Origin of the sequence: Streptomyces sp. E-08, assembly GCF_049913095.1 — a bacterium.
Lineage (GTDB): Bacteria > Actinomycetota > Actinomycetes > Streptomycetales > Streptomycetaceae > Streptomyces.
This window is the reverse complement of sequence record NZ_CP183971.1, coordinates 2,254,404-2,274,712: the sequence shown is the minus strand read 5'-3', so window position 1 is coordinate 2,274,712 and position 20,309 is coordinate 2,254,404. Positions and strand designations below refer to the sequence as shown.

General features: G+C 73.8%; 17 protein-coding genes. 10 read left to right on the top strand and 7 right to left on the bottom strand.

What is annotated here, in order from left to right:
* Positions 1 to 275 precede the first annotated feature (275 nt).
* Positions 276 to 1,283, bottom strand: a complete 1,008-nt coding sequence (locus ACN9MM_RS10405; RefSeq protein WP_426368710.1) for a DUF4184 family protein — start codon at positions 1,281 to 1,283, stop codon at positions 276 to 278.
* A 301-nt stretch (positions 1,284 to 1,584) separates the two neighbouring features.
* Here ACN9MM_RS10405 and ACN9MM_RS10400 point away from each other — a divergent pair, with 301 nt between their 5' ends.
* From ACN9MM_RS10400 to ACN9MM_RS10390, 3 genes are all read left to right on the top strand, one after another.
* Positions 1,585 to 3,399 carry a lytic transglycosylase gene (locus tag ACN9MM_RS10400; protein ID WP_426363351.1) on the top strand — a complete coding sequence of 605 codons (1,815 nt, stop codon included), beginning with the start codon at positions 1,585 to 1,587 and terminating at the stop codon, positions 3,397 to 3,399.
* 265 nt (positions 3,400 to 3,664) lie between these two features.
* The gene (locus ACN9MM_RS10395) at positions 3,665 to 3,805 is read left to right on the top strand and encodes an SPW_0924 family protein (protein ID WP_382859456.1); all 141 of its coding nucleotides are present in this window, start codon (positions 3,665 to 3,667) and stop codon (positions 3,803 to 3,805) included.
* Positions 3,806 to 3,815: 10 nt separating this feature from the next.
* A complete protein-coding gene (locus ACN9MM_RS10390; RefSeq protein ID WP_426363350.1) occupies positions 3,816 to 4,811 on the top strand; it encodes a DUF3068 domain-containing protein in 996 nt (331 codons plus the stop codon).
* Here ACN9MM_RS10390 and hrpB read toward each other — a convergent pair.
* Both hrpB and ACN9MM_RS10380 read right to left on the bottom strand, forming a co-directional pair.
* Positions 4,795 to 7,362, bottom strand: coding sequence for an ATP-dependent helicase HrpB (gene hrpB / locus ACN9MM_RS10385; RefSeq protein ID WP_426363349.1), 2,568 nt, complete (start codon positions 7,360 to 7,362; stop codon positions 4,795 to 4,797). The two genes, ACN9MM_RS10390 and hrpB, sit on opposite strands and share 17 nt — an antisense overlap.
* An 81-nt stretch (positions 7,363 to 7,443) precedes the next feature.
* Positions 7,444 to 8,283 carry a class I SAM-dependent methyltransferase gene (locus tag ACN9MM_RS10380; RefSeq protein WP_426363348.1) on the bottom strand — a complete coding sequence of 280 codons (840 nt, stop codon included), beginning with the start codon at positions 8,281 to 8,283 and terminating at the stop codon, positions 7,444 to 7,446.
* Positions 8,284 to 8,629: 346 nt separating this feature from the next.
* On the opposite strand from ACN9MM_RS10380, the gene rpsA reads away from it, so the two are divergent.
* The gene (rpsA, locus tag ACN9MM_RS10375) at positions 8,630 to 10,141 is read left to right on the top strand and encodes a 30S ribosomal protein S1 (RefSeq protein WP_015032828.1); all 1,512 of its coding nucleotides are present in this window, start codon (positions 8,630 to 8,632) and stop codon (positions 10,139 to 10,141) included.
* A 96-nt stretch (positions 10,142 to 10,237) separates the two neighbouring features.
* Here rpsA and ACN9MM_RS10370 read toward each other — a convergent pair whose 3' ends face one another.
* Positions 10,238 to 11,197, bottom strand: coding sequence for a right-handed parallel beta-helix repeat-containing protein (locus ACN9MM_RS10370; protein WP_426363347.1), 960 nt, complete (start codon positions 11,195 to 11,197; stop codon positions 10,238 to 10,240).
* Between the two features lie 235 nt (positions 11,198 to 11,432).
* On the opposite strand from ACN9MM_RS10370, the gene ACN9MM_RS10365 reads away from it, so the two are divergent.
* The 3 genes from ACN9MM_RS10365 (at position 11,433) to ACN9MM_RS10355 (ending at position 13,535) form a co-directional block, all read left to right on the top strand.
* The gene (locus ACN9MM_RS10365) at positions 11,433 to 12,371 is read left to right on the top strand and encodes a PAC2 family protein (protein ID WP_426363346.1); all 939 of its coding nucleotides are present in this window, start codon (positions 11,433 to 11,435) and stop codon (positions 12,369 to 12,371) included.
* Between the two features lie 31 nt (positions 12,372 to 12,402).
* Positions 12,403 to 13,017 (top strand): dephospho-CoA kinase, encoded by a 615-nt coding sequence (gene coaE, locus ACN9MM_RS10360; RefSeq protein WP_426363345.1) that lies wholly within the window; start codon positions 12,403 to 12,405, stop codon positions 13,015 to 13,017.
* Between the two features lie 149 nt (positions 13,018 to 13,166).
* A complete protein-coding gene (locus ACN9MM_RS10355; RefSeq protein WP_382859476.1) occupies positions 13,167 to 13,535 on the top strand; it encodes a tetratricopeptide repeat protein in 369 nt (122 codons plus the stop codon).
* Between the two features lie 11 nt (positions 13,536 to 13,546).
* Here the strand turns inward: ACN9MM_RS10355 and ACN9MM_RS10350 are convergent, their stop codons facing one another.
* Together ACN9MM_RS10350 and ACN9MM_RS10345 are read right to left on the bottom strand one after the other, a co-directional pair.
* Entirely contained in the window at positions 13,547 to 13,816 is a 270-nt protein-coding gene (locus tag ACN9MM_RS10350) for a DUF6343 family protein (RefSeq protein ID WP_426363344.1), read from the bottom strand.
* A 94-nt stretch (positions 13,817 to 13,910) separates the two neighbouring features.
* Entirely contained in the window at positions 13,911 to 14,246 is a 336-nt protein-coding gene (locus ACN9MM_RS10345) for a hypothetical protein (protein WP_426363343.1), read from the bottom strand.
* A gap of 167 nt (positions 14,247 to 14,413) precedes the next feature.
* Here ACN9MM_RS10345 and ACN9MM_RS10340 point away from each other — a divergent pair, with 167 nt between their 5' ends.
* From ACN9MM_RS10340 to ACN9MM_RS10330, 3 genes are all read left to right on the top strand, one after another.
* Complete coding sequence (locus ACN9MM_RS10340) at positions 14,414 to 17,275, top strand: DEAD/DEAH box helicase (RefSeq protein ID WP_426363342.1); 2,862 nt, start codon at positions 14,414 to 14,416, stop codon at positions 17,273 to 17,275.
* Positions 17,272 to 18,552, top strand: coding sequence for an SWIM zinc finger family protein (locus ACN9MM_RS10335; RefSeq protein ID WP_426363341.1), 1,281 nt, complete (start codon positions 17,272 to 17,274; stop codon positions 18,550 to 18,552). The genes ACN9MM_RS10340 and ACN9MM_RS10335 overlap by 4 nt, the downstream gene beginning before the upstream one ends.
* Positions 18,553 to 18,759: 207 nt before the next feature.
* Positions 18,760 to 19,563 (top strand): chaplin, encoded by an 804-nt coding sequence (locus ACN9MM_RS10330; RefSeq protein WP_426363340.1) that lies wholly within the window; start codon positions 18,760 to 18,762, stop codon positions 19,561 to 19,563.
* Between the two features lie 47 nt (positions 19,564 to 19,610).
* On the opposite strand, the gene ACN9MM_RS10325 is transcribed toward ACN9MM_RS10330, so the two are convergent.
* On the bottom strand, positions 19,611 to 20,300 hold the full coding sequence (locus tag ACN9MM_RS10325; protein ID WP_426363339.1) for a DUF2293 domain-containing protein: 690 nt from the start codon (positions 20,298 to 20,300) through the stop codon (positions 19,611 to 19,613).
* Positions 20,301 to 20,309: the final 9 nt, after the last annotated feature.

Below are 20,309 nucleotides of genomic sequence, written 5' to 3'. Positions count from 1 at the left end.
CCCACCGGCGGCGGTACGAGTACGGGTACGGGTACGGACCGGGGCAACGGCACCGGCACGGACACGGACACGGACCGGGGCAATGGCACAGGCACCGGCACGGATGCAGGCACGGGCACGGACACCGGCAGGGACGCGGACACGGACTCGGGCACCGACACGGGCACCGATACAGACGCGGGCACCGGGACAGACGCGGGCACCGGGACAGACGCGGGCACCGGGACAGACGCGGGCACGGAGACCGACGTCGGGGCGGGGCACCCCACCGTCGACTACCGGATCGTCCTCCTGAGCCACGACAACCCCACCAAGCGGTACGGCGTCCGCACCCTGGAGCGCGTCGCCCTCGCCGTGCACCGCAGGCTCTCCGGTGGCGCCGCGGCCCGCGACTTCACCCCTCCCGAGAGGATCAGCGAGATCCCTGACGGGAGCGCTCCGGCAGAGCGTCCGGCTCCGGGCGGCCAGGGGGCGCCGGAGCGGCCGGGGGGCGTCGTCCGGGCCCGCGGCGATCCGAGGAGCCGCGCCCCCGTCCCGTACAGCACGAGCCCGACGGCGAGCCCCGCGCCGGCGCCGAAGCAGGCCGTCGGGATGACGTCGAGGGGCGTCTCGATCCGGTCCCATCCCCAGTACGCGGCCCAGCGCAGCACCCGGTGGGCGATTCCCGCCAGGACGCAGCCGCCGATCAGGGCGGCGGCGAGGAGCCGACCGCGCCGGCCCGGCACCGGGACCCGGGAGGGCGGCTCCGCCCCGGCGACGGAGGAGCGCAGGGCCCGCGCCGTGCACCAGGCGAGCAGCCCGAGGGCCAGCGCCGAACCCCCGTACTGCGCGTAGAGGTAGACGGGGAACCCGGCCACGACCTCACCGAGGAACGGGATCGCGCGGGTGCCCCACCGGTCGAGGTGGGTGAAGGAGTCCCACACCACGTGGGTCGTGGCGCCGAGCATCGCCGAGAGGCAGAACCACCCGGCGAGCGCGGCCGGATGCCGCTCACGCCAGGGGCGTCCCCGGACGAACCCGTGGACCCGGCCGCGCCACCGGGCGGGCAGCAGGACGACGAGCGGCTCGCGCACGGTCAGCCACAGGGCCACGAGCACGGCGGTGATCAGCACGTCGGCCGTGACGATCCCGAGGGGGGAGTGGGTGACGTCCCCGAGCTCCATCGCGCCGGGGAACGCCGTCGCGGCGAAGTAGGTCATGTCGGGCGAGAAGGACCCGGCGACGAGCGCGGACGCGACCAGCGGCCCGCGCGCGGTCCCGTCCCTGCGCAGCGCGGGCAGCACGGCGGCGGCATGGCTCAGCGTGAACGGCAACGGGAGTTCCCCCAGGGGTGCGGTGACGACGGCGGCCGGAGTGTCCGACGTGAGTGGTGTGGCGAGGAGTGTGCGGGGTCGGCCGGAGTGCAAGAGGGTGGGGGTGCTCCGGTCGGTTCCCGAACTCACCTGGTCGACAGGCGGCCAAGAGGTGACGAAACCGTGAAACACGGTCAGGAGCCGTTACTCGCCGGTCCGGAGTTGGCATAGGGTCGCCAGAGGTTTCACGCGGGGAGCGTGGGGCCGCGTCGATCGGGAGGGGACGACGGACATGGCAGCGAACATCGGCCACCGGCTGCGCAAGGGAGCCACCAGCGGTGTGGTGATGGCCGCGGCGGTCGCCGCGCTCGCCGCCTCGCAGGCACCTGAGGCGATCCCGCCGGCCGCGGACAACACCGGCGGCGACCACGCCATCGGCGCCGGTGACACGGCGCCGCCGTCGGGGGACCACTCCGCGACGGGCGACACCCCGTACTACACGGACCTGCCGACGCTGACCACGCCGAACAAGCCCGGGGCGAGCACCCAGCTGCCGGTCATCGCCGGCCCGGCCGAGGCCGGCATACCCGCGTCCGTCTACTCCGCCTACAAGCGGGCCGAGCTGTCGATACGTTCGACCGACCCAGGGTGCAACCTCCCCTGGCAGCTGCTCGCCGGCATCGGCAAGGTCGAGTCCGGTCAGGCCGGCGGCGGCAAGGTCGACGCCAACGGCACGGCGTCGCCCGCGATCCTCGGGCCCGCCCTCAACGGCAACGGCTTCGCCAACATCACCGACACCGACGACGGCGCCTACGACGGCGACAAGATCCACGACCGGGCCGTCGGCCCGATGCAGTTCATCCCGTCCACCTGGGCCACCTGGGGCCAGGACGCCAACAGCGACGGGAAGAAGGACCCGAACAACATCTACGACGCGGCGCAGGCCGCCGGCCTCTACCTCTGCGCCAACGACCGCGACCTGGCGCTCAAGGCCGACCTCGACCAGGCGATCCTCAGCTACAACCGCTCCCGGGAGTACCTGAACACGGTGCTGTCCTGGGTCGCCTTCTACGAGCGCGGCACCCACCAGGTCCCGGACGGCACGGGCGTGCTGCCGGTCGACCGCAGCGACAACGGCGGCCGGGGCAACCGTCCCGCCCCCGTCAGCCCGCTCCCGACCGTCCCCAAGACGCCGACCCCGTCGCCGAAGCCGGTCACCCCGACGCCGAAGCCCTCGGAGACCCGCCCCGGAACGGTCAAGCCGCCGACCGTTCCCACCAAGCCCCCGGTCACCCCGCCGGTGACGCCGCCCAGCATCCCGCCGGCCGCCAAGGTCACGCAGCTCGCGATCGTGGCCAACCAGAAGCTGACCGCGACCACGGGCAGCGCCTTCACCGGAGCCCCCCGGGTCGCGGCGCTCGACGCCTCGGGCAAGCCGGTCGCCGGAGTGAGCATCCGCTTCGAGATCACCGGGACCACCGACACCCGCTTCGCCGGCGGCGGCACCACCGCCACCGTCCCCACCGGGGTGACCGGCCTCGCCTCCTCGCCCGCCCTCCGGGCCGGCGAGAAGACGGGATCCTTCACGGTGCGGGCCACCGTCGTGGGCCGGACCCTGGCAGCGGCCGACTTCGCCGCCACCGTCACGGAGCGCCAGGCGGACACACTCACCCGGCTCGACGGCGCCGCCCTGTCGGCCACGACCGGCACCTCCTTCACCCAGCAGGTCCAGGTGAAGGCCACCGAGAAGGGCGCCCTCGCCCCCGGCGTCCTCGTCACCGCGGTGATCGTCACCTCGAAGGACGACCCCAAGGCGGCCACCGAGGGCCCGTCCTTCAAGGGCGCCGACGGCACGCAGGTCCGTACCGTCACCCTCAAGACCGGTACGAACGGACTCCTCACCTTCGCGTCGGGCGACCTCCTCGCGGGCGACAAGGCGGGCTCGTTCTACATCCAGCTCACCGCACCGGGCGGCGGCACCACCTTCGTCGACCTCACCGTCACCGCGCCCGCGACGCCGGACCCGGGGACGACCCCCGAGCCGACGCCCTCCGGCAGCGGCACGCCCGAGGCCACCCCCTCGCCCGACTCCTCCCCTTCGGCCTGACCGCTCGCGTCCGGCACCGGGCTCCCGGCGCCGGGTTCGTGGTGCTGGGCTCGTGGCACCGGGCTCCCGGTGCCGGGCCCGTCCGCGTCGCACCGCACCGCACCGCGTTCCTCGCGCCGCCTTCCTCCGCGCCGCCCCTCCGTCCGCACCGGACGAGGGGCGGCGCTTCGCGTTACCCGGGTGCAACGTGTTCTCATCTCGCGGTCGCGTTGCTACGGTGCCCCCGCCCTGACGACCTATCAGATCGCATTCCGGGAGGCCGACCATGCGCGCCCTCGTCGCCGCCGCCATCGGACTCGCCCCAGTCCTCCTCTTCGTCCTGCTCCTCGCCGTGGTCGATCTGCCGCCCGACGGTCCCACCTCGCCCAAGCCCCTGCTGACCGCCGATCCCGGCCTCAAGAAGTAGGGGGACGACCGTGCGCCGCCGAGCCAGCCTCGTCCTCCTCGCCCTCGCCGTCTTCTGCGCCGCGATGGCCCCGACCCTGCGCTGGTACGCGTTCCCCCGCCTTGCGAAGATTCCGGCGAACCAGTACCAGGACACCGTGCTGGAGGCGCGGCCCGCGACCCTCCTCAACTACTCCACGCTCAAGTCCGAGAAGGTCGACAAGATCACGATCATCCAGACCCTCAAGGGCAACGTGGAGGAGTCGCGGCGCATCGAACGCGACGCCGGGCGCGACGTCGTCGTCTGGGACGCCCTCGCCTACGTCACCGGACCCGACGGCAAGATGGTCTCCCAGGTCCCGGAGCGGTACATCTTCGACGCCCACACCCAGGACCCCGTCCACGCCACCGGCGAATCGGTCGACGGCGACCCGGTCCGGCGCGAGGGCATCGAGTTCAAGTTCCCCTTCCTCACCGAGAAGCGGGACTACCAGTACTTCGACGCCCAGACCCGCACCGCGGCCCCCATCCACTACAAGGGCACCCGCACCTTCCGCGGCATGGAGGTCTACTACTTCGAGCAGACCATCCCCTGGACGAAGGTCCCCATGCCCAAGGCCATGCCGGTCAAGGGCATCACCCCCAAGATCCTCGCGGACTCGGGCCTCACCCGCTGGTACACCACCAAGCGCATGTTCTGGATCGAGCCCGTCACCGGAGCCCCCGTCAACGGCGAGGAGATCCACAAGGAGGAGCTCCGCAACGCCGAGAAACTGATGGGGCGGGACACCCTCACCGTCTTCGAGGGCCACGTGAAGATGCGCGAGGACTACCTGGAGAGCGTCGGCGAGCTGGTCTCCTCCAACCGCCTCATGGTCCTCATGCTGGTCTCCTACATCCCGTGGAGCCTCACCCTCCTCGCACTCGCCCTCCTCGCCCTCGCCCTCTGGCTGGAGGCCCGCTCGCGCCGCCCCCGGCCGGAACCGCCCGCCACCCCCGCCCCCGTCCCGGTCAGCGCTCCCCTCTGAGCCGGGCGCTGGTGTGCCGGGTCGGCACCGCCGCGGACGGATCCTCCGGCCACGGGTGCTTCGGATAGCGCCCCCGCAGCTCCGCCCGCACCGCGCGGTAGCCGTCCCGCCAGAACGACGCCAGGTCGGCCGTGACCGCCGCGGGCCGGCCGGCGGGGGAGAGGAGATGGACGAGCACCGGGACCCCCGCCACCCGGGGCGTCTCGGCCAGCCCGAACATCTCCTGGAGCTTCACCGCGAGCACCGGCCGCTCACCCCCGTACTCGACCCGGATCCGCGAGCCGCTCGGGACCTCGATCCGCTCCGGCGCCAGCTCGTCGAGCCGGACCGCCTCGCCCGACGCCCACGGCAGCAGCCGCCGCAGCGCCTCCCCGGCGTCGATCCGCCCGAGGTCGGCCCGCCGTGACGCCCGGGACAGCTCCGGCTCCAGCCACTCACCGGCCCGGTCGACGAGCGCCCCCTCCGACACGTCCGGCCACGGCTCCCCGAGCTCCCGGTGGAGGAAGGCGAGCCGCTCGCGCAGCTCCTCCGCCTCCCGGCGCCACCGCAGCAGCCCGAGCCCCTCGCGCCGCAGGCCGTCGAGCAGCGCCTCCCGCACGAGAGCCGGCTCGGCGCCCGCCCCCAGGGGGCGTACCGTCAGCTCGACCGCGCCGAGCCGGTCCACGGACCGGGCGACCACGTCCCCGTCCTCCCAGTGGACCTCCTCGCCGGTGCTCCGCAGATGCCCGGCCGCCCGGCACGCCACGGCCTCGTCCACCACGGCCGCCAGCCGCACCCGCGCCGTGGCGTCCCGCGCGGTGCGGTCCGCCACCGCCACGGCGAGCCACGGACTGGACCGCAGCCGGGAACCCTCGGCGAGCCGAGCCCCGCTCCCCGACACCATCAGATAGCCGCCCTGATCCCGGGCCCTGGCCACCCGCTCCGGGAACGCCAGCGCCGTCACCAGACCGGCCACGGCGTCGTCGCCGTCCCCGGAAGCACCGACCCTCTCCTCGGAAGCACCGGCTCCGCCCCCGCCGAGCGCCTCGCCCGCCGACCGCTCCAGCCGGCGCACCTCCGTCCGCCACCGGGCGCCGTACCCGTCGGAGCCCTGACGGGCCGCACGCCAGGCCGCCACTAGGTCGTCCCCGTAGTCCCGCGGCGTATCCTCGCCGATCAGTGCCACCACCTCCGCCGCCCGCCGCACCCCGACCTCGGGCGCCCCGTCCAGGAGCGCGCGCCCCAGCCGGGGGTGCAGCCCGAGCCGGGACATCCGTACCCCCCGCTCCGTGGCCCGGCCGTCCCCGTCGACGGCCCCGATCGACCCGAGCACCGCGCGGGCCGCCGCCATCGCCCCGGCCGGCGGCGCGTCGAGCAGCGCGAGCCCCTCCGCCGTCGGGTCGCCCCAGCAGGAGGCCCGCAGGGCGAAGTCCGCCAGGTCGGCGACCTTGATCTCCGGCGCCGGGAAGCGCGGCCTGCCGCCGTCGCTCGCCTCCGCCCAGCAGCGGTACACGAACCCGAAGGCCTCACGGCCCGCCCGGCCGAGCCGCTGGGTGGCCGTCGCCTCGGACACCGTCACCGTCGCCAGCGAACCCAGGCCCCGGGCGTGGTCCATGCGCGGCTCCCTGGCAAGCCCCGAGTCCACGACGATCCGGACCCCCGGCACCGTCAGGCTGGACTCCGCCACCGAGGTCGCGAGCACCACCCTGCGCCGCCCGCCCGGCTCCGAACCGCGCAGCACCGCGTCCTGCACCGCCGCCGGGGCACGGCCGTGCAGCTGGAGCACCTCCGCGTCGACGCCGGCCAGCATCCCGGCCGTCCGCGCGATCTCCCCCGTACCGGGCAGGAAGCAGAGGACGTCCCCCTCGTGGCGCTCCATCGCGAGCCGGACGGTCGCGGCGACGTGCCGGAGCAGCGCCGGATCCACCCAGGTGCCGTGCGCGGGCCGGATGCCCGAGGGCGGCTCCGCGAAGAAGACCCGGGAGCCGTGGCCCTCCCCCTTGCTCCACACCACCGGCGCGGGCCCGCTGCCGTCCAGGACCGTGAGGAGATCGGCCCAGGCCGCCGCGTCGCTGGTCGCCGACGCGGCGATCAGCTTCAGCTCCGGCCGCAGGGTGGCCCGCACGTCCACCAGGAAAGCCATCGCCGTGTCGGCGTCGAGATGCCGCTCGTGGCACTCGTCGAGCAGCACCACGTCCACGCCCGCCAGCTCGGGATCGCGCTGGAGCCGCTGGAGCAGGATGCCCGTGGTCACCACTTCGACCCGGGTCGAGGGACCGGCCCGCCGCTCGCCCCGCACCGCGAACCCGACCGCGCCGCCGACCTCCTCGCCGAGCAGCCAGGCCATCCGCCGGGCCGCCGCCCGCACCGCCATCCGCCGCGGCTCGGCCACGAGCACCCGGCGCTCCGGTCCGTCCCCTATGAGCCCCGCCAGCGCCAGCGGCACCAGCGTCGTCTTGCCGGTGCCGGGAGGAGCGGACAGCACCGCCGTGCCGCGCTCCGCGAGCGCGGTGAGCAGCTCGGGGACGGCATGGCGGACGGGGAGGCGGTCGAGTGCGTCGTTTCGGATCACGCACTCAGTCTCGTACGCACAGAGAAGAAGGAGGGCCCCGTTGTCCACAGGGCCCTCCATTAATACGACGAACGAGCGGGGCTAGCCGTCCCGCTCGCAGACGAAGATCGCCGTCCCCGGGATCAGGTTCCCCCGCAGCGGGGACCAGCCGCCCCACTCCTGGCCGTTCCAGGCGGGCCACTCCGGCTCGACCAGGTCCACCAGCCGGAAGCCCCCGGCCACCACGTCGCGCACCCGGTCCCCGACGGTCCGGTGGTGCTCCACGTACACGGCCCGCCCCTGCTCGTCCTGCTCGACGTACGGCGTGCGGTCGAAGTAGGAGGCGGCGACCGAGAGGCCCTCGGGACCCGGCTCGTCCGGGAACGCCCAGCGGATCGGGTGCGTCACCGAGAAGACCCAGCGGCCGCCCGGCCGCAGCACGCGCCGCACCTCGCGGAAGACCCGTACCGGATCGGACACGAACGGCACCGCGCCGTACGCCGAGCACGCCAGGTCGAACGAACCGTCCCGGAAGGGCAGCGCCCCCGCGTCCGCCTCCACCAGCGGCACCTCCCCGCCGATCCGCAGCGCGTGCTGGAGCTGCCGGTGCGAGAGGTCCAGGGCCACCGGCCGCGCCCCCCGCGCCGCCAGCCACCGGGAGCACTGTGCCGCCCCCGCGCCGATCTCCAGGACGTCGAGGCCCTTCAGCGAGTCGGCCGGCCCGAGGAGTCCGGCCTCGGCCTCGTCCAGGCCCTCAGGGCCCCATACGAACCGGTCGTCGCCGAGGAAGGAACCGTGCTCGCTCTGGTACTCGTCGGCGTTCCGGTCCCACCAGCCGCGGCTCGCCCTGCTGCTCTCCGCGTCCCCCGCGTCACGCCGGGTCGCCTCGGCCTCGTCGGCGTCCCCGTCGACCGCGTCTTCGTGTCCGTACTCTTGGTTCATCTCGCCCGCCGATGTAGTTTGCGCTCAGTGCCGCCGTGCGGCGGACCACCGCCGTGGTGGCGCAAGAGCCATGACTTCTGCCGGAATTGAGCAGATCTGCCCAGGGTGCGCGCTTCGCGCATTGACCCTGTCCGGCCGCCCCCGTATGCTAAAGGTTGCGCTGCGGGCCTGCGCGCCTCAGACGGAGCAGGCCGCGCTCGTACCTGTTGTATGTCCCCTCGGTTTTCGAGGTTCCCTCCCGTTCGCGGAAGGGCACTTCATTGGCTGTCCGGCTTCTTGGTGCGATACGGGCTCTCGGCGTAGCAGTACCTACGACTTTCTGTCCGTAACCGGAGCCCTTTCCCACATGACGAGCAGCACCGAGACCACCGCCACCAGCACCACCCCGCAGGTTGCGGTCAACGACATCGGTAACGAGGAAGCCTTCCTCGCCGCGATCGACGAGACGATCAAGTACTTCAACGACGGCGACATCGTCGACGGCGTCATCGTGAAGGTCGACCGGGACGAGGTCCTGCTCGACATCGGTTACAAGACCGAAGGTGTCATCCCGAGCCGCGAGCTCTCGATCAAGCACGACGTCGACCCGAACGAGGTCGTCAAGGTCGGCGACGAGATCGAGGCCCTGGTTCTCCAGAAGGAGGACAAGGAAGGCCGCCTGATCCTCTCGAAGAAGCGTGCCCAGTACGAGCGCGCCTGGGGCACCATCGAGAAGATCAAGGAAGAGGACGGCATCGTCACCGGTACCGTCATCGAGGTCGTCAAGGGTGGTCTCATCCTCGACATCGGCCTCCGTGGCTTCCTGCCGGCCTCCCTCGTCGAGATGCGTCGTGTCCGCGACCTCCAGCCCTACGTGGGCAAGGAGCTCGAGGCGAAGATCATCGAGCTGGACAAGAACCGCAACAACGTGGTCCTGTCCCGCCGTGCCTGGCTGGAGCAGACCCAGTCCGAGGTTCGCCAGACCTTCCTCACGACCCTCCAGAAGGGTCAGGTCCGCTCCGGCGTCGTGTCCTCGATCGTCAACTTCGGTGCCTTCGTGGACCTGGGTGGCGTCGACGGCCTCGTGCACGTCTCCGAGCTGTCCTGGAAGCACATCGACCACCCCTCCGAGGTTGTCGAGGTCGGCCAGGAGGTCACCGTCGAGGTTCTCGACGTCGACATGGACCGCGAGCGTGTCTCCCTGTCGCTGAAGGCGACGCAGGAGGACCCGTGGCAGCAGTTCGCCCGGACCCACCAGATCGGTCAGGTCGTCCCGGGTAAGGTCACCAAGCTGGTTCCGTTCGGTGCGTTCGTCCGCGTGGACGAGGGCATCGAGGGTCTGGTCCACATCTCCGAGCTGGCCGAGCGCCACGTGGAGATCCCGGAGCAGGTCGTCCAGGTCAACGACGAGATCTTCGTCAAGGTCATCGACATCGACCTCGAGCGTCGTCGCATCAGCCTCTCGCTGAAGCAGGCCAACGAGTCCTTCGGTGCCGACCCGGCCTCGGTCGAGTTCGACCCGACCCTGTACGGCATGGCCGCGTCCTACGACGACCAGGGCAACTACATCTACCCCGAGGGCTTCGACCCCGAGACCAACGACTGGCTCGAGGGCTTCGAGACCCAGCGCGAGGCCTGGGAGACCCAGTACGCCGAGGCGCAGGCTCGCTTCGAGCAGCACCAGGCTCAGGTCATCAAGTCCCGCGAGGCCGACGAGGCCGCCGCTGCCGAGGGCGCTGCCGCCCCGGCCGCCGGCAACGCCGGTGCGGGCATCTCGGGTGGTTCGTACTCCTCGGAGTCGGACGACAACTCCGGCGCCCTGGCGTCGGACGAGGCGCTCGCCGCCCTCCGCGAGAAGCTCGCCGGCGGCCAGAGCTGAACAGGCTCTCCGCTGAGCGCTAGCCGCTAGCGAACCGAGGCCCGTTCCCCTTCGGGGGAGCGGGCCTCGGCCGTTTCCAGGGGTGCCCGGGCCCGTTCAGGGCGTGACGGCGATGTTCGTCAGACCGTTCCCGCCGGTCACCGTGTTCGAGGCGTACACCGTGGTCGTGCAGCCGCCGCCCTGGTTGGTGACGTTGATCGCGAGCCGCTGGGCCCCGGTCGCGCCGGTCAGATCCGAGCGGTTGCCCCGAAAGACCGTCCCGCAGCCCCAGCCGCTCTGCTGGGTGTGGGTCTCGAAGCCGTTGTTCGTCGTGTTCACGCCGGTGTTGTCCGCCACCAGGACGCCGTTGCCCTTCACGTCGACCCAGGAGTCGTCGAAGTTGGCGCCGGTCAGACCCCGCCCGTCGAAGGTGTTGCCGACGATCCTCGCCCCGGTCGTGCCCTCCTTGACGTCCACGCTCTCGCCGCCGACGTCCGGCCCGATGACGTTGTTCAGGATCTGCGCGTCGTCGCTCCGGTCGGAGAGATTGCCGGCGGTGCCGACGTACACCCCCTCGCCCATGCCCCGGCCGTCGTTCCCGGTGTCGTAGATCCGGGAGTCCCTGAGGACCCCGTTCCTGCTGGAATTGCGGAAGTGCACGCCCTCCATGTCCAGGCCGTGCACGGTCACCCCGTCGATCACCACGCCGTTCGCGGCGTCCGCCATGATCCCCTTCTGCCCGCCGGTCACGGTGATCCCCTCGACCGTCCAGTACGAGGCGCCGTTCAGGTGCAGCCCGTAGCCGCCGCCCGCCGTGAGCACCGCGCGCGTGGAGCCGGTCAGGGTGATCCGGGCCGAGGAGGTGCCCGGGGTCGTGGCCTTGAAGTTCCCGGTGTACGTGCCGTCCGCGAGGTGGATCGTGTCGCCGGGCCGGGCGTTGGCGAGTGCCGTCTTGAGCTGGGCCGCGGTGGAGACCTCGACGGTCGCCGCGGAGGCCGTCGCGGTGGCCGTCGCGGTGCCGAGGGGGACGGCGAGGAGCGCCGGGAGCAGGGGGAGGAGCAGCGTTCGGGTGCGCATGGGATGCCTTCCGGGCGGCGGACAGGGCAGGGGTGTTCCTGTATGTGCACGATGGTCGAGGTGCTGAACGCGATGCTGTCCCGAGACGGTAGGGAGGGCTCGTGGGCATGTCAAGGTCTGGACCAGTGGGCCGCCGTTCGTCCGTGCCGATTTCCGCTCCGGAAGATCGCGCGACCCGGGAATGGTCGTGCCGCGCCACGCGTTTTCAGAGAGAACACGAGGAGGAGCGGTAATCGTGCTTGATCCCCAGGATTTGTACGAATGGGACCCGAAGGGCGTGGCCGTCGTCGACCTGGCCCTCGCGCAGGAGTCGGCGGGGCTGGTCATGCTCTACCACTTCGACGGCTACATCGACGCGGGTGAGACCGGCGAGCAGATCGTCGACGGGCTGCTCGACACCCTCCCGCACCAGCTGGTGGCCCGCTTCGACCACGACCGGCTCGTGGACTACCGCGCCCGCCGCCCCCTGCTGACCTTCCGGCGCGACCGCTGGACGGCGTACGAGACGCCGACCATCGAGGTCCGCCTCGTGCAGGACGCCACGGGCGCGCCCTTCCTCGTCCTCTCCGGCCCCGAGCCGGACGTGGAGTGGGAGCGCTTCGCGATCGCCGTCCGCCAGATCGTCGAGCGCCTCGGCGTGCGCCTCTCCGTCAACTTCCACGGCATCCCGATGGGCGTGCCGCACACCCGCCCCGTCGGCCTCACCCCGCACGGCAGCCGCACCGACCTCATGCCCGGCCACCGCAGCCCGTTCGACGAGGCCCAGGTGCCCGGCAGTGCCGAGTCCCTCATCGAGTACCGGCTCTCCGAAGCCGGCCACGACACCCTCGGCGTCGCGGCCCACGTCCCGCACTACGTGGCCCGCTCCCCGTACCCGGACGCGGCCCTGACCGCCCTGGAGGCCGTCACCGCCGCCACCGGCCTCGTCCTCCCGGGCGTCGCCCACGCGCTGCGGACCGAGGCCCGTCGCACCCAGACCGAGATCGACCGCCAGATCGGCGAGGGCGACGAGGAGCTCGTGGCCCTCGTGCAGGGCCTTGAGCACCAGTACGACGCGGCGGCAGGCGCCGAGACCCGCGGCAGCCTGGTCGCCGAGCCGGTCGACCTGCCGTCGGCCGACGAGCTGGGCCGCGAGTTCGAGCGCTTCCTCGCGGAGCGGGAGGGCGACGCCTAGCCCGCACGCGGCAGGCCCTAAGCTGCCGCTCATGCTGAAGGTGGGCCTGACCGGCGGGATCGGCGCCGGCAAGAGCGAAGTGTCACGGCTGCTCGTCTCGTACGGAGCCGTACTGATCGACGCGGACCGGATCGCGCGCGAGGTCGTCGAGCCCGGCACCCCGGGGCTCGCGGCCGTCGTGGCGGCCTTCGGGGACGACGTCCTCACCGCCGAGGGGACGCTCGACCGGCCGAAGCTCGGCTCCGTCGTCTTCGCCGACGCCGAGCGCCTGGCGACCCTCAACGCCATCGTCCACCCGCTGGTCGGGGCCCGGTCGGCGGAGCTGGAGAGCCGCGCGGGCGCCGGAGACGTCGTCGTCCACGACGTACCGCTCCTCGCCGAGAACGGGCTCGCGCCGCTGTACGACCTGGTCGTGGTCGTGGACGCCTCCCCGGAGACCCAGCTCGACCGGCTGGTACGGCTCCGCGGCATGGCCGCGCCCGAGGCCGAGGCCCGGATGGCGGCCCAGGCCACGCGCGCGCAGCGGCTGGCCGTCGCCGACCTCGTGATCGACAACGACGGGCCCCTCGACGCGCTCGAACCGCAGGTGCGGAAGGTCTGGGACGAGCTGGCGCGCCGCGCCGAGGCCACGGTGGGCGGGAGCTAGGGCCTGTCGTCACCTTCCCGTCTGCCCCGCGACGCCTGCCCTAGCGGTGTCAGGAAGGTAGCGCCATCCGCCCGGAGGGCGGGGCTGGCGGCGGAATGCGGTCGCCGGGTCCGGTGTTCAACCACCGGATCGAGGGGAAGGATGCCATCGTGGCCGACAGGAACCCGGAAACGCACGTCATCGACTTCCGCGCCGCCGAGCATCTGCTGGCCGCGCGGGACCCTCGTGGGGCCGTGAAGCTGCTGGACTCGGTGATCGCCGCCCATCCCGAGAACACCGCGGCCCGCCTGCTGCGTGCCCGGGCGTTCTTCGCCGCCGCGCAGCTCCGCCCGGCACAGTTGGAGTTCGAGCTGGTCCTGGAGCGCGAGCCGGACAACGCCTTCGCGCACTTCGCGCTCGCCCGGACCTTCGAGCGCTCCGGACAGACCGCCCAGGCGATGCGCCACTTCCGCCTCGCCGCCGCGCTCGACCCGAAGCCGGAGTACCTCCAGGCGGCGGGCTTCGACACCCGGAACTGACGGGCGGGGCGTCAGCGCCGCGTACCGCCGTGATCCGGTTCGTACGGGGGGATGCTCCGGCCCGGCTGCCAGTGCGGGCCCCGGTGGATGTGGTGCGCCACCACCGCCAGGTCGACCGTGATCACCAGGAACAGCACCCCGCAGGCCGCCGCCCAGCCGGGGCGCCCCACCAGGGAGAACACGGCCGTGCCGAAGACGGCCCAGAGCAGCCCCCACACGCTCAGCCAGAACCGCAGGCGCAGGGCGCTCCGCGCGTTCGCCGGCTCGTTCCCGGTCCGCACGACGACCCATCTCCCCTCGGGGCTTCGAGGTCACTTCCAGCATGGACCCGGAGCGGGGGAAACGGAACGGCCGGCGGGAGGCCGGGGTGGCCGCTCAGTGGATGACGCTGAAGCTGCGCCAGGGCAGGGTGTCCGGGGCGATCCAGTTCGCGGAGTTGATGGGCACGTAGATGGAGTTGGGGCCCGTGCAGTCGCGGGTCCGCCACATCACGATGTCGGTCAGGGAGTTGTTCTGGACCTTCGTCACGCCCGAGGGCGCCAGGCGGTGGCAGCCGTTCACGGAGGGGCTGGTCACGGACACCAGGAGCTCACGCTCCGTCTCGTACTTGATCGTGCCCACGCTGGTGCGGCCGAGGCCCGAGCAGCCGGCGACGGCGAGAGTGAGCAGCACGGCCCCGGTGGCGGTCGTGAGACGCCGGCGAACGGACATGGCGGATCCTCTTCTCTCGTGTCTCTTCAGGCCACCATCCCGTCCGCGGAGACCGCTGTCATCCGCTGCTGGGCCGCCCGGGGGAACCGCCCGGCGCCCGTTGTCAGACCTCACCCGTAAGGTCGGAGGTCCTGGGAAACGACGGACAGCGGGAGGAGAGCGGAGCCGTGGCACACACCTGGACGACCAGCGCCGCCGTCTTCCTGCCGGCCGCCCTGCCCCGTGACGGCCGGGTCGCGTTCTGGGCCTCCGACGGCGGCGCGCCGCCGGAGCCGGGGGAGAGCGGGGCCGAGCGGGTCGAGCTGACCGTGGCCCGCCGGCACGGCAGCGGCGCCCGGGGCCGCTCCGTCCCCGCCGTGACCCTGCCCGTCGCGGCCGCCCTGCCGCATCTCGTCGCGGCCCGCCACCACCCGGCCGCGCACCCCGCCACCGCCGCCTGGGGAGCCGCGGCCCTGCACGCCCTGCACCTGGCCGCGCGCGGGCGGCTCCTGCCGGGACTGACCGCCGACGACCTGGACGCCTGGCGGGCGGGACCCCTGGACGCCGAGGACATCGCGCATCTGCGGGCCGTCGCCGCCGCCCTGCCGTACGAGGGGTACGCCGTGCCCGTGCCCGGGCGGGGGCCGCTGCGGCTCCCCGAGCCCGAGGCGCTCGTGCGCGCCTTCCTCGACGCCGTCGCCGACGTGCTGCCCCGCACTCCGGCCGCGGCCCACGCGGCCGGGGCGCCGTTCGCGGCGCGCGAGCCGCAGCACCTGCCCCGCGCGCGTGCCTGGGCCGCCGAGGCGGCGGCCGGGATGGACGCGGGGGTGCGGGTCTCGCTCCGCCTCGACCTGTCGCCGTACGAACTCTTCGACACCCCCGACGCCACGGAGAGCACGGGTGGGGGCGGGGCGACGGGCGGGGAGCGCCATGCCGCCGCCGCGCTCCTCCAGATCCACAGCCTCGCCGACCCGACCCTCGTCATCGACGCGGCGGAGCTGTGGGCGGGGGACGGCGAGCACTTCGGGCCCCGCGCCCGGATCGACGCCGTCCTCGCCCTGCGCCGGGCCGCCCGCGTCTGGCCCCCGCTCACCCGGCTCCTGGAGCGGGACGTGCCCGACGTCCTCGCCGTCACCGAGGACGAGCTGTACGAGCTGCTCGGCCCCGCCGCCGCCCGGCTCGCCGACGCCGGGGTCGCCCTCCACTGGCCGCGCGAACTCGCCCGCTCCCTCAGCGCCTCCGCGGTCGTCCGGCCCGCCCGCGCCGCGCCCGGCTCCGCCACCGACGGCACCTCCTTCTTCGACAGCGAGGAGCTCCTGCGGTTCAACTGGCAGCTGGCCCTCGACGGCGATCCGCTCACCGAGCGCGAGATGGACCTGCTGGCCGAGGCCCACCGGCCGATCGTGCGCCTCCGCGACCAGTGGGTCGTCGTCGACCCCGCCCTCGTCCGCAAGGCCCGCAAGCGTGAGCTCGGCCTGCTCGAACCGGTCGACGCCCTCGCAGCCGCCCTCACCGGCACCGCCGAGGTGGACGGCGAGTCCGTGCCCGCCGTCCCCGTCGGGGCCCTCGCCGCGCTCCGCGACCGGCTCCTGGCCGGCCCCGAGGACGTGCAGGCCCCGCCCGGCCTCACCGCCACCCTGCGCGACTACCAGCTCCGAGGCCTCGCCTGGCTGGACCTGATGACCTCGCTCGGCCTCGGCGGCTGCCTCGCCGACGACATGGGCCTCGGCAAGACCGTCACCCTCATCGCGCTCCACCTCCGCCGCGCCCGCCGCGCCCCCACCCTCGTCGTCTGCCCCGCCTCCCTCCTCGGCAACTGGCAGCGCGAGGTGCGGAGGTTCGCCCCCGACGTGCCCGTCCGGCGCTTCCACGGCACCGACCGGGACCTCGACGGCACCGAGGGCGGCTTCGTCCTCACCACCTACGGCACCCTGCGCACCAGCGCCGCCCGACTGGCCGAGCGGGAATGGGGGATGGTCGTCGCCGACGAGGCGCAGCACGTCAAGAACCCGTTCTCCGCGACCGCCAAGGCCCTCCGGGAGATCCCCGCACCCGCCAGGGTCGCCCTCACGGGCACCCCCGTGGAGAACAACCTCTCCGAACTCTGGGCGCTCCTCGACTGGACCACCCCCGGTCTCCTCGGCCCGCTCAAGGCCTTCCGCTCCCGCCACGCCCGGGCCGTCGAGAACAACGAGGAGATCGAGCACGCGCAGGCCGTCGAGCGGCTGGCCCGGCTCGTGCGGCCCTTCCTGCTGCGCCGCCGCAAGTCCGACCCCGGCATCGTCCCCGAACTCCCGCCCAAGACGGAGTCCGACCATCCCGTCGCCCTCACCCGCGAGCAGACCTCGCTCTACGAGGCGGTCGTCCGCGAGACCATGGCGCGGATCGAGGGCGCCGAGGGCATGGCCCGCCGGGGCCTCGTCATGAGCCTGCTGACGTCCCTCAAGCAGATCTGCAACCACCCCGCGCAGTACCTCAAGGAGCAGGCCCCGCGCGGCAGCGGCACCGCACGGCTGGCCGGCCGCTCCGGAAAGCTCGCCCTGCTCGACGAGCTGCTCGACACGATCCTCTCCGAGGACGGGTCCGTGCTCGTCTTCACCCAGTACGTGTCGATGGCGCGGCTCCTCGCCGACCACCTGGCCGCGCGCGGCATCCCGGCCCAACTCCTGCACGGTGGCACCCCGGTGGCCGAGCGGGAGCGGATGGTCGACCGTTTCCAGGCTGGCGAGGTGCCCGTCTTCCTGCTCTCCCTCAAGGCCGCGGGCACCGGACTCAACCTCACCCGGGCCGGCCATGTCGTCCACTACGACCGCTGGTGGAACCCGGCCGTGGAGGAGCAGGCCACCGACCGGGCCTACCGGATCGGGCAGACCCAGCCGGTCCAGGTCCACCGGCTCATGGCCGAGGGGACCGTCGAGGACCGCATCGCCGAGATGCTCCGCGCCAAGCGGGCCCTGGCCGACGCCGTCCTCGGCTCCGGCGAGGCCGCCCTCACCGAACTCACCGACCGGGAGCTCGCCGACCTGGTGTCCCTGAGGAGGCCCTCGTGAACCATGCCCGGGGCGCGCGGGCCGCACGGGGTGCCGCCCCCCGCCACGACGACCGCCGACGCAGCTTCCCGCCGGTCGCGCCGCGCTCGGCCCCCGACGGCCGGTTCGCCGCCTCCTGGTGGGGGAACGCCTGGGTCGCCGCCCTGGAGGCCACCGCCCTCGACCAGGCCCGGCTCGCGCGCGGCAAGGCCTACGCGGGGCGCGGCCACGTCGACGCGATCACGGTCACCCCCGGCCGGGTCGTCGCCTACGTCCACGGCAGCCGGCCCCGCCCGTACCGCACCGAGATCAGGATGCGGACCCTCGGCGACGACGGCTGGGAGCGGTTCCTCGACGAGGCCGCCGCCCGCCCCGACCACATCGCGGCCCTCCTCGACAAGGACGTGCCGCACGCCCTGGAGGCCGTCGCAGGGCTGCTGCCCGCGCCGGGCGACCTCGTGCCCGACTGCTCCTGCCCGGACGACGGTTACCCCTGCAAGCACGCCGCCGCCCTCTGCTACCAGGCCGCCCGGCTCCTCGACGAGGACCCGTTCGTCCTCTTCCTGATGCGCGGGCGCGGGGAGCAGGAGCTCCTCGCCGAACTCACCCGGCGCAACGCCGCCCGGAGTGCCGCGGAGACGGGTGCCGCCGCCCCGGTGATGCCCACGGTCCCCGCCCGGATCGCGCTGGGCGCGGCCACGGGTGCCGGGCTTCCGCCGCTGCCGCCCGAGCTGCCGGTCCCGGACCGGCCCGGCCGCCCTCCGGTCTTCCCGCCGGATCCGGACGCCCCCGATCCGCTCGCCCTCGACCTCCTCGCCACGGAGGCCGCCGCCCGCGCCCATGCCTTCCTCGCCACCGGGCGCGACCCGGTGGCCGCGCTCACGCCCTGGCAGGACGCCGTCCGGCTGGCCGCCGCGCACCCCGGTTCCGGGCTGACCGCGTCCTCCCGCGCGCTCTACCGCGACCTGGCGTACGCCCTCGACCGCACCCCCACGGACCTCGCGCGCGCCGTCGCCGCCTGGCGGCAGGGCGGTGCGGCGGGCCTCGCGGTCCTCGAAGAGCCCTGGGACCCGCCGGCCGGACCGTTCGACCGCGCGAGACCCGCGCTGCTCGCCGCCGACTTCCCGGCGCTCCGGCCCTGGCGCAACCGGCTCTCCGGGGAGGCCCTCCAGCTCCGGCTCGGCCGGGACGGCCTCTGGTACGGGTACGAGTCGGACGCCGGCCGCGAGGACTGGTGGCCGCGCGGCGCCCCCGACCCGGACCCGGTCGGCGCCCTCACCGATCTCCTGGGCCGCTGACGGGTGTTGACGGCCGTTGACGGGTTTCGGATGTGCGTCGAGGGTGCCGGAAGGTGTTGCCGGCGGGGACGGATGTTGACCCGACACTCGAACGGAGTCCCACTCGATGGAGTGAAACCCGTCAACGGCCGGATCCGGCACGCACGTTTGTCGCGTTGATTCCGGTACGGGCACTTGCCCGTGTACACCTCCGGAAGGCAGGAAGCCATGAGGCAGATTCGCCGAAGTGGTCTGGCCACACTGTTGGTCACGGGTGGAGCGCTCGCCCTCTCGGCGGGCGCCGCGCACGCCGACGCCGGCGCGCAGGGCGCCGCGGTCGGTTCGCCGGGAGTCGGTTCCGGCAACACGCTTCAGCTGCCGGTGCACGTGCCGGTCAACGTCTGCGGAAACACGGTCAACGTCGTCGGGCTGCTCAACCCCGCCGCGGGCAACAGCTGTGCCAACCGCTCGTCCGCGCCCGAGACCGGGGGCTACGGGGACGAGAAGGGCGGCGGTCACTCCCACAAGGACGAGCCCGGCACCCCGCGCGGCGGGGAGCAGGCCGGCGGTTCCCAGGGCGGCGGCTCGCACGGCGGCCCGTCCCACGGCGGCTCCTCCAACGACGGCGGGTCCACCGCCGAGACCCACGCCGCGGGCTCCCCGGGCGTCCTCTCCGGGAACGGCATCCAGCTGCCCATCGACCTCCCCGTGAACGTCAGCGGGAACTCGGTCAACGTGGTCGGCATCGCCAACCCGGCCATCGGCAACACCGCGGTGAACGGCCCGGCCAAGCCCGAGCAGCCGATCGAGAAGCCGACGCCCCGCCCGCAGACCCCCGTGCGGAACGTGCCGGTGCCGCAGGCCGAGACCGTGACCCCGCCCGCCCCGGCCCCGCAGGGTGAGACGAGCACGGCCTCGCTGGCCTCCACGGGTTCGGACGCCATGGGCCTCGCCGCGGCCGGAAGCGCCGCGCTGCTCCTCGGCGGCGCCGTGCTGTACCGCCGGGGACGCCGCACCGGCGACCAGGCCTGACGGTCCGCCCCTCGTGGTCCGGCCGGCACGCGCTGACGCCCGAGCCGTCAGCCGTGCTCCCGGCCGCCGGCCGTCCCGCCGCCCCCACGCCAGGTCCGGAGCACCGCCTCGACGGCTGGTGCGATCCTCGTCCGGGCCTGGTGCCGGGGAACCCCCTGCATCAGCAGGGAGTCGTACGGCGTGTCCACGTGCCGTACGGAGGCCCGCACCGCTGCGGTGACCGCGCCGCGGTCGAGCGAGCGGCCCGCCGCGGTCCGGCCCACCCGGCCCGTGCCCTTCGCCGACGCGTGGACGGCGATCTCCGTGGCCCGGTCACCCGGGCAGGACGGGAAGAGCCGCAGGATCTCCGTCCGGAGGACCTCGGTGATCTCGGCGTCGAGGGCCGCGCGCCGCACCGCGTCCCGGGCCCGCCGCGCGGCCCGCGCGTCCGCGTCCGCCAGGCAGGCCCGTTCCGCCTCGGCGAGGGCGGCCTCCTCGACGAGCAGGCCCTGGCGCTCGTACCGGGTGCGGCGCCGGTTGTGCCGTACGACCACGGCCCAGAGCGTGCTGGCCTCCCGGGCGCGGCGGGTGAGCGCCGTGTCGCCGCGGCGCAGGAAGACCAGATGGCCGAGGTCGGCGCAGTCCAGGCAGACCGGCGCGTTGAACTCGACGATCATCCGCTCCATGGGCCCCCGGTGGCATTCCGAGCAGCGGCGGCGCCTGAGCGGTTCGACGACGACGGGCGCGACGAGGTCCACGGCCGGTCC

Excerpts from the sequence above, each read along its gene's own strand:
- ACN9MM_RS10330 (WP_426363340.1), top strand. The coding sequence starts at position 18,760 with ATGAGGCAGATTCGCCGAAGTGGTCTGGCCACACTGTTGGTCACGGGT.
- coaE (WP_426363345.1), top strand. The coding sequence starts at position 12,403 with ATGCTGAAGGTGGGCCTGACCGGCGGGATCGGCGCCGGCAAGAGCGAA.
- ACN9MM_RS10400 (WP_426363351.1), top strand. The coding sequence starts at position 1,585 with ATGGCAGCGAACATCGGCCACCGGCTGCGCAAGGGAGCCACCAGCGGT.
- rpsA (WP_015032828.1), top strand. The coding sequence starts at position 8,630 with ATGACGAGCAGCACCGAGACCACCGCCACCAGCACCACCCCGCAGGTT.
- ACN9MM_RS10345 (WP_426363343.1), bottom strand. The coding sequence starts at position 14,246 with ATGTCCGTTCGCCGGCGTCTCACGACCGCCACCGGGGCCGTGCTGCTC.
- ACN9MM_RS10370 (WP_426363347.1), bottom strand. The coding sequence starts at position 11,197 with ATGCGCACCCGAACGCTGCTCCTCCCCCTGCTCCCGGCGCTCCTCGCC.
- ACN9MM_RS10380 (WP_426363348.1), bottom strand. The coding sequence starts at position 8,283 with ATGAACCAAGAGTACGGACACGAAGACGCGGTCGACGGGGACGCCGAC.
- ACN9MM_RS10395 (WP_382859456.1), top strand. The coding sequence starts at position 3,665 with ATGCGCGCCCTCGTCGCCGCCGCCATCGGACTCGCCCCAGTCCTCCTC.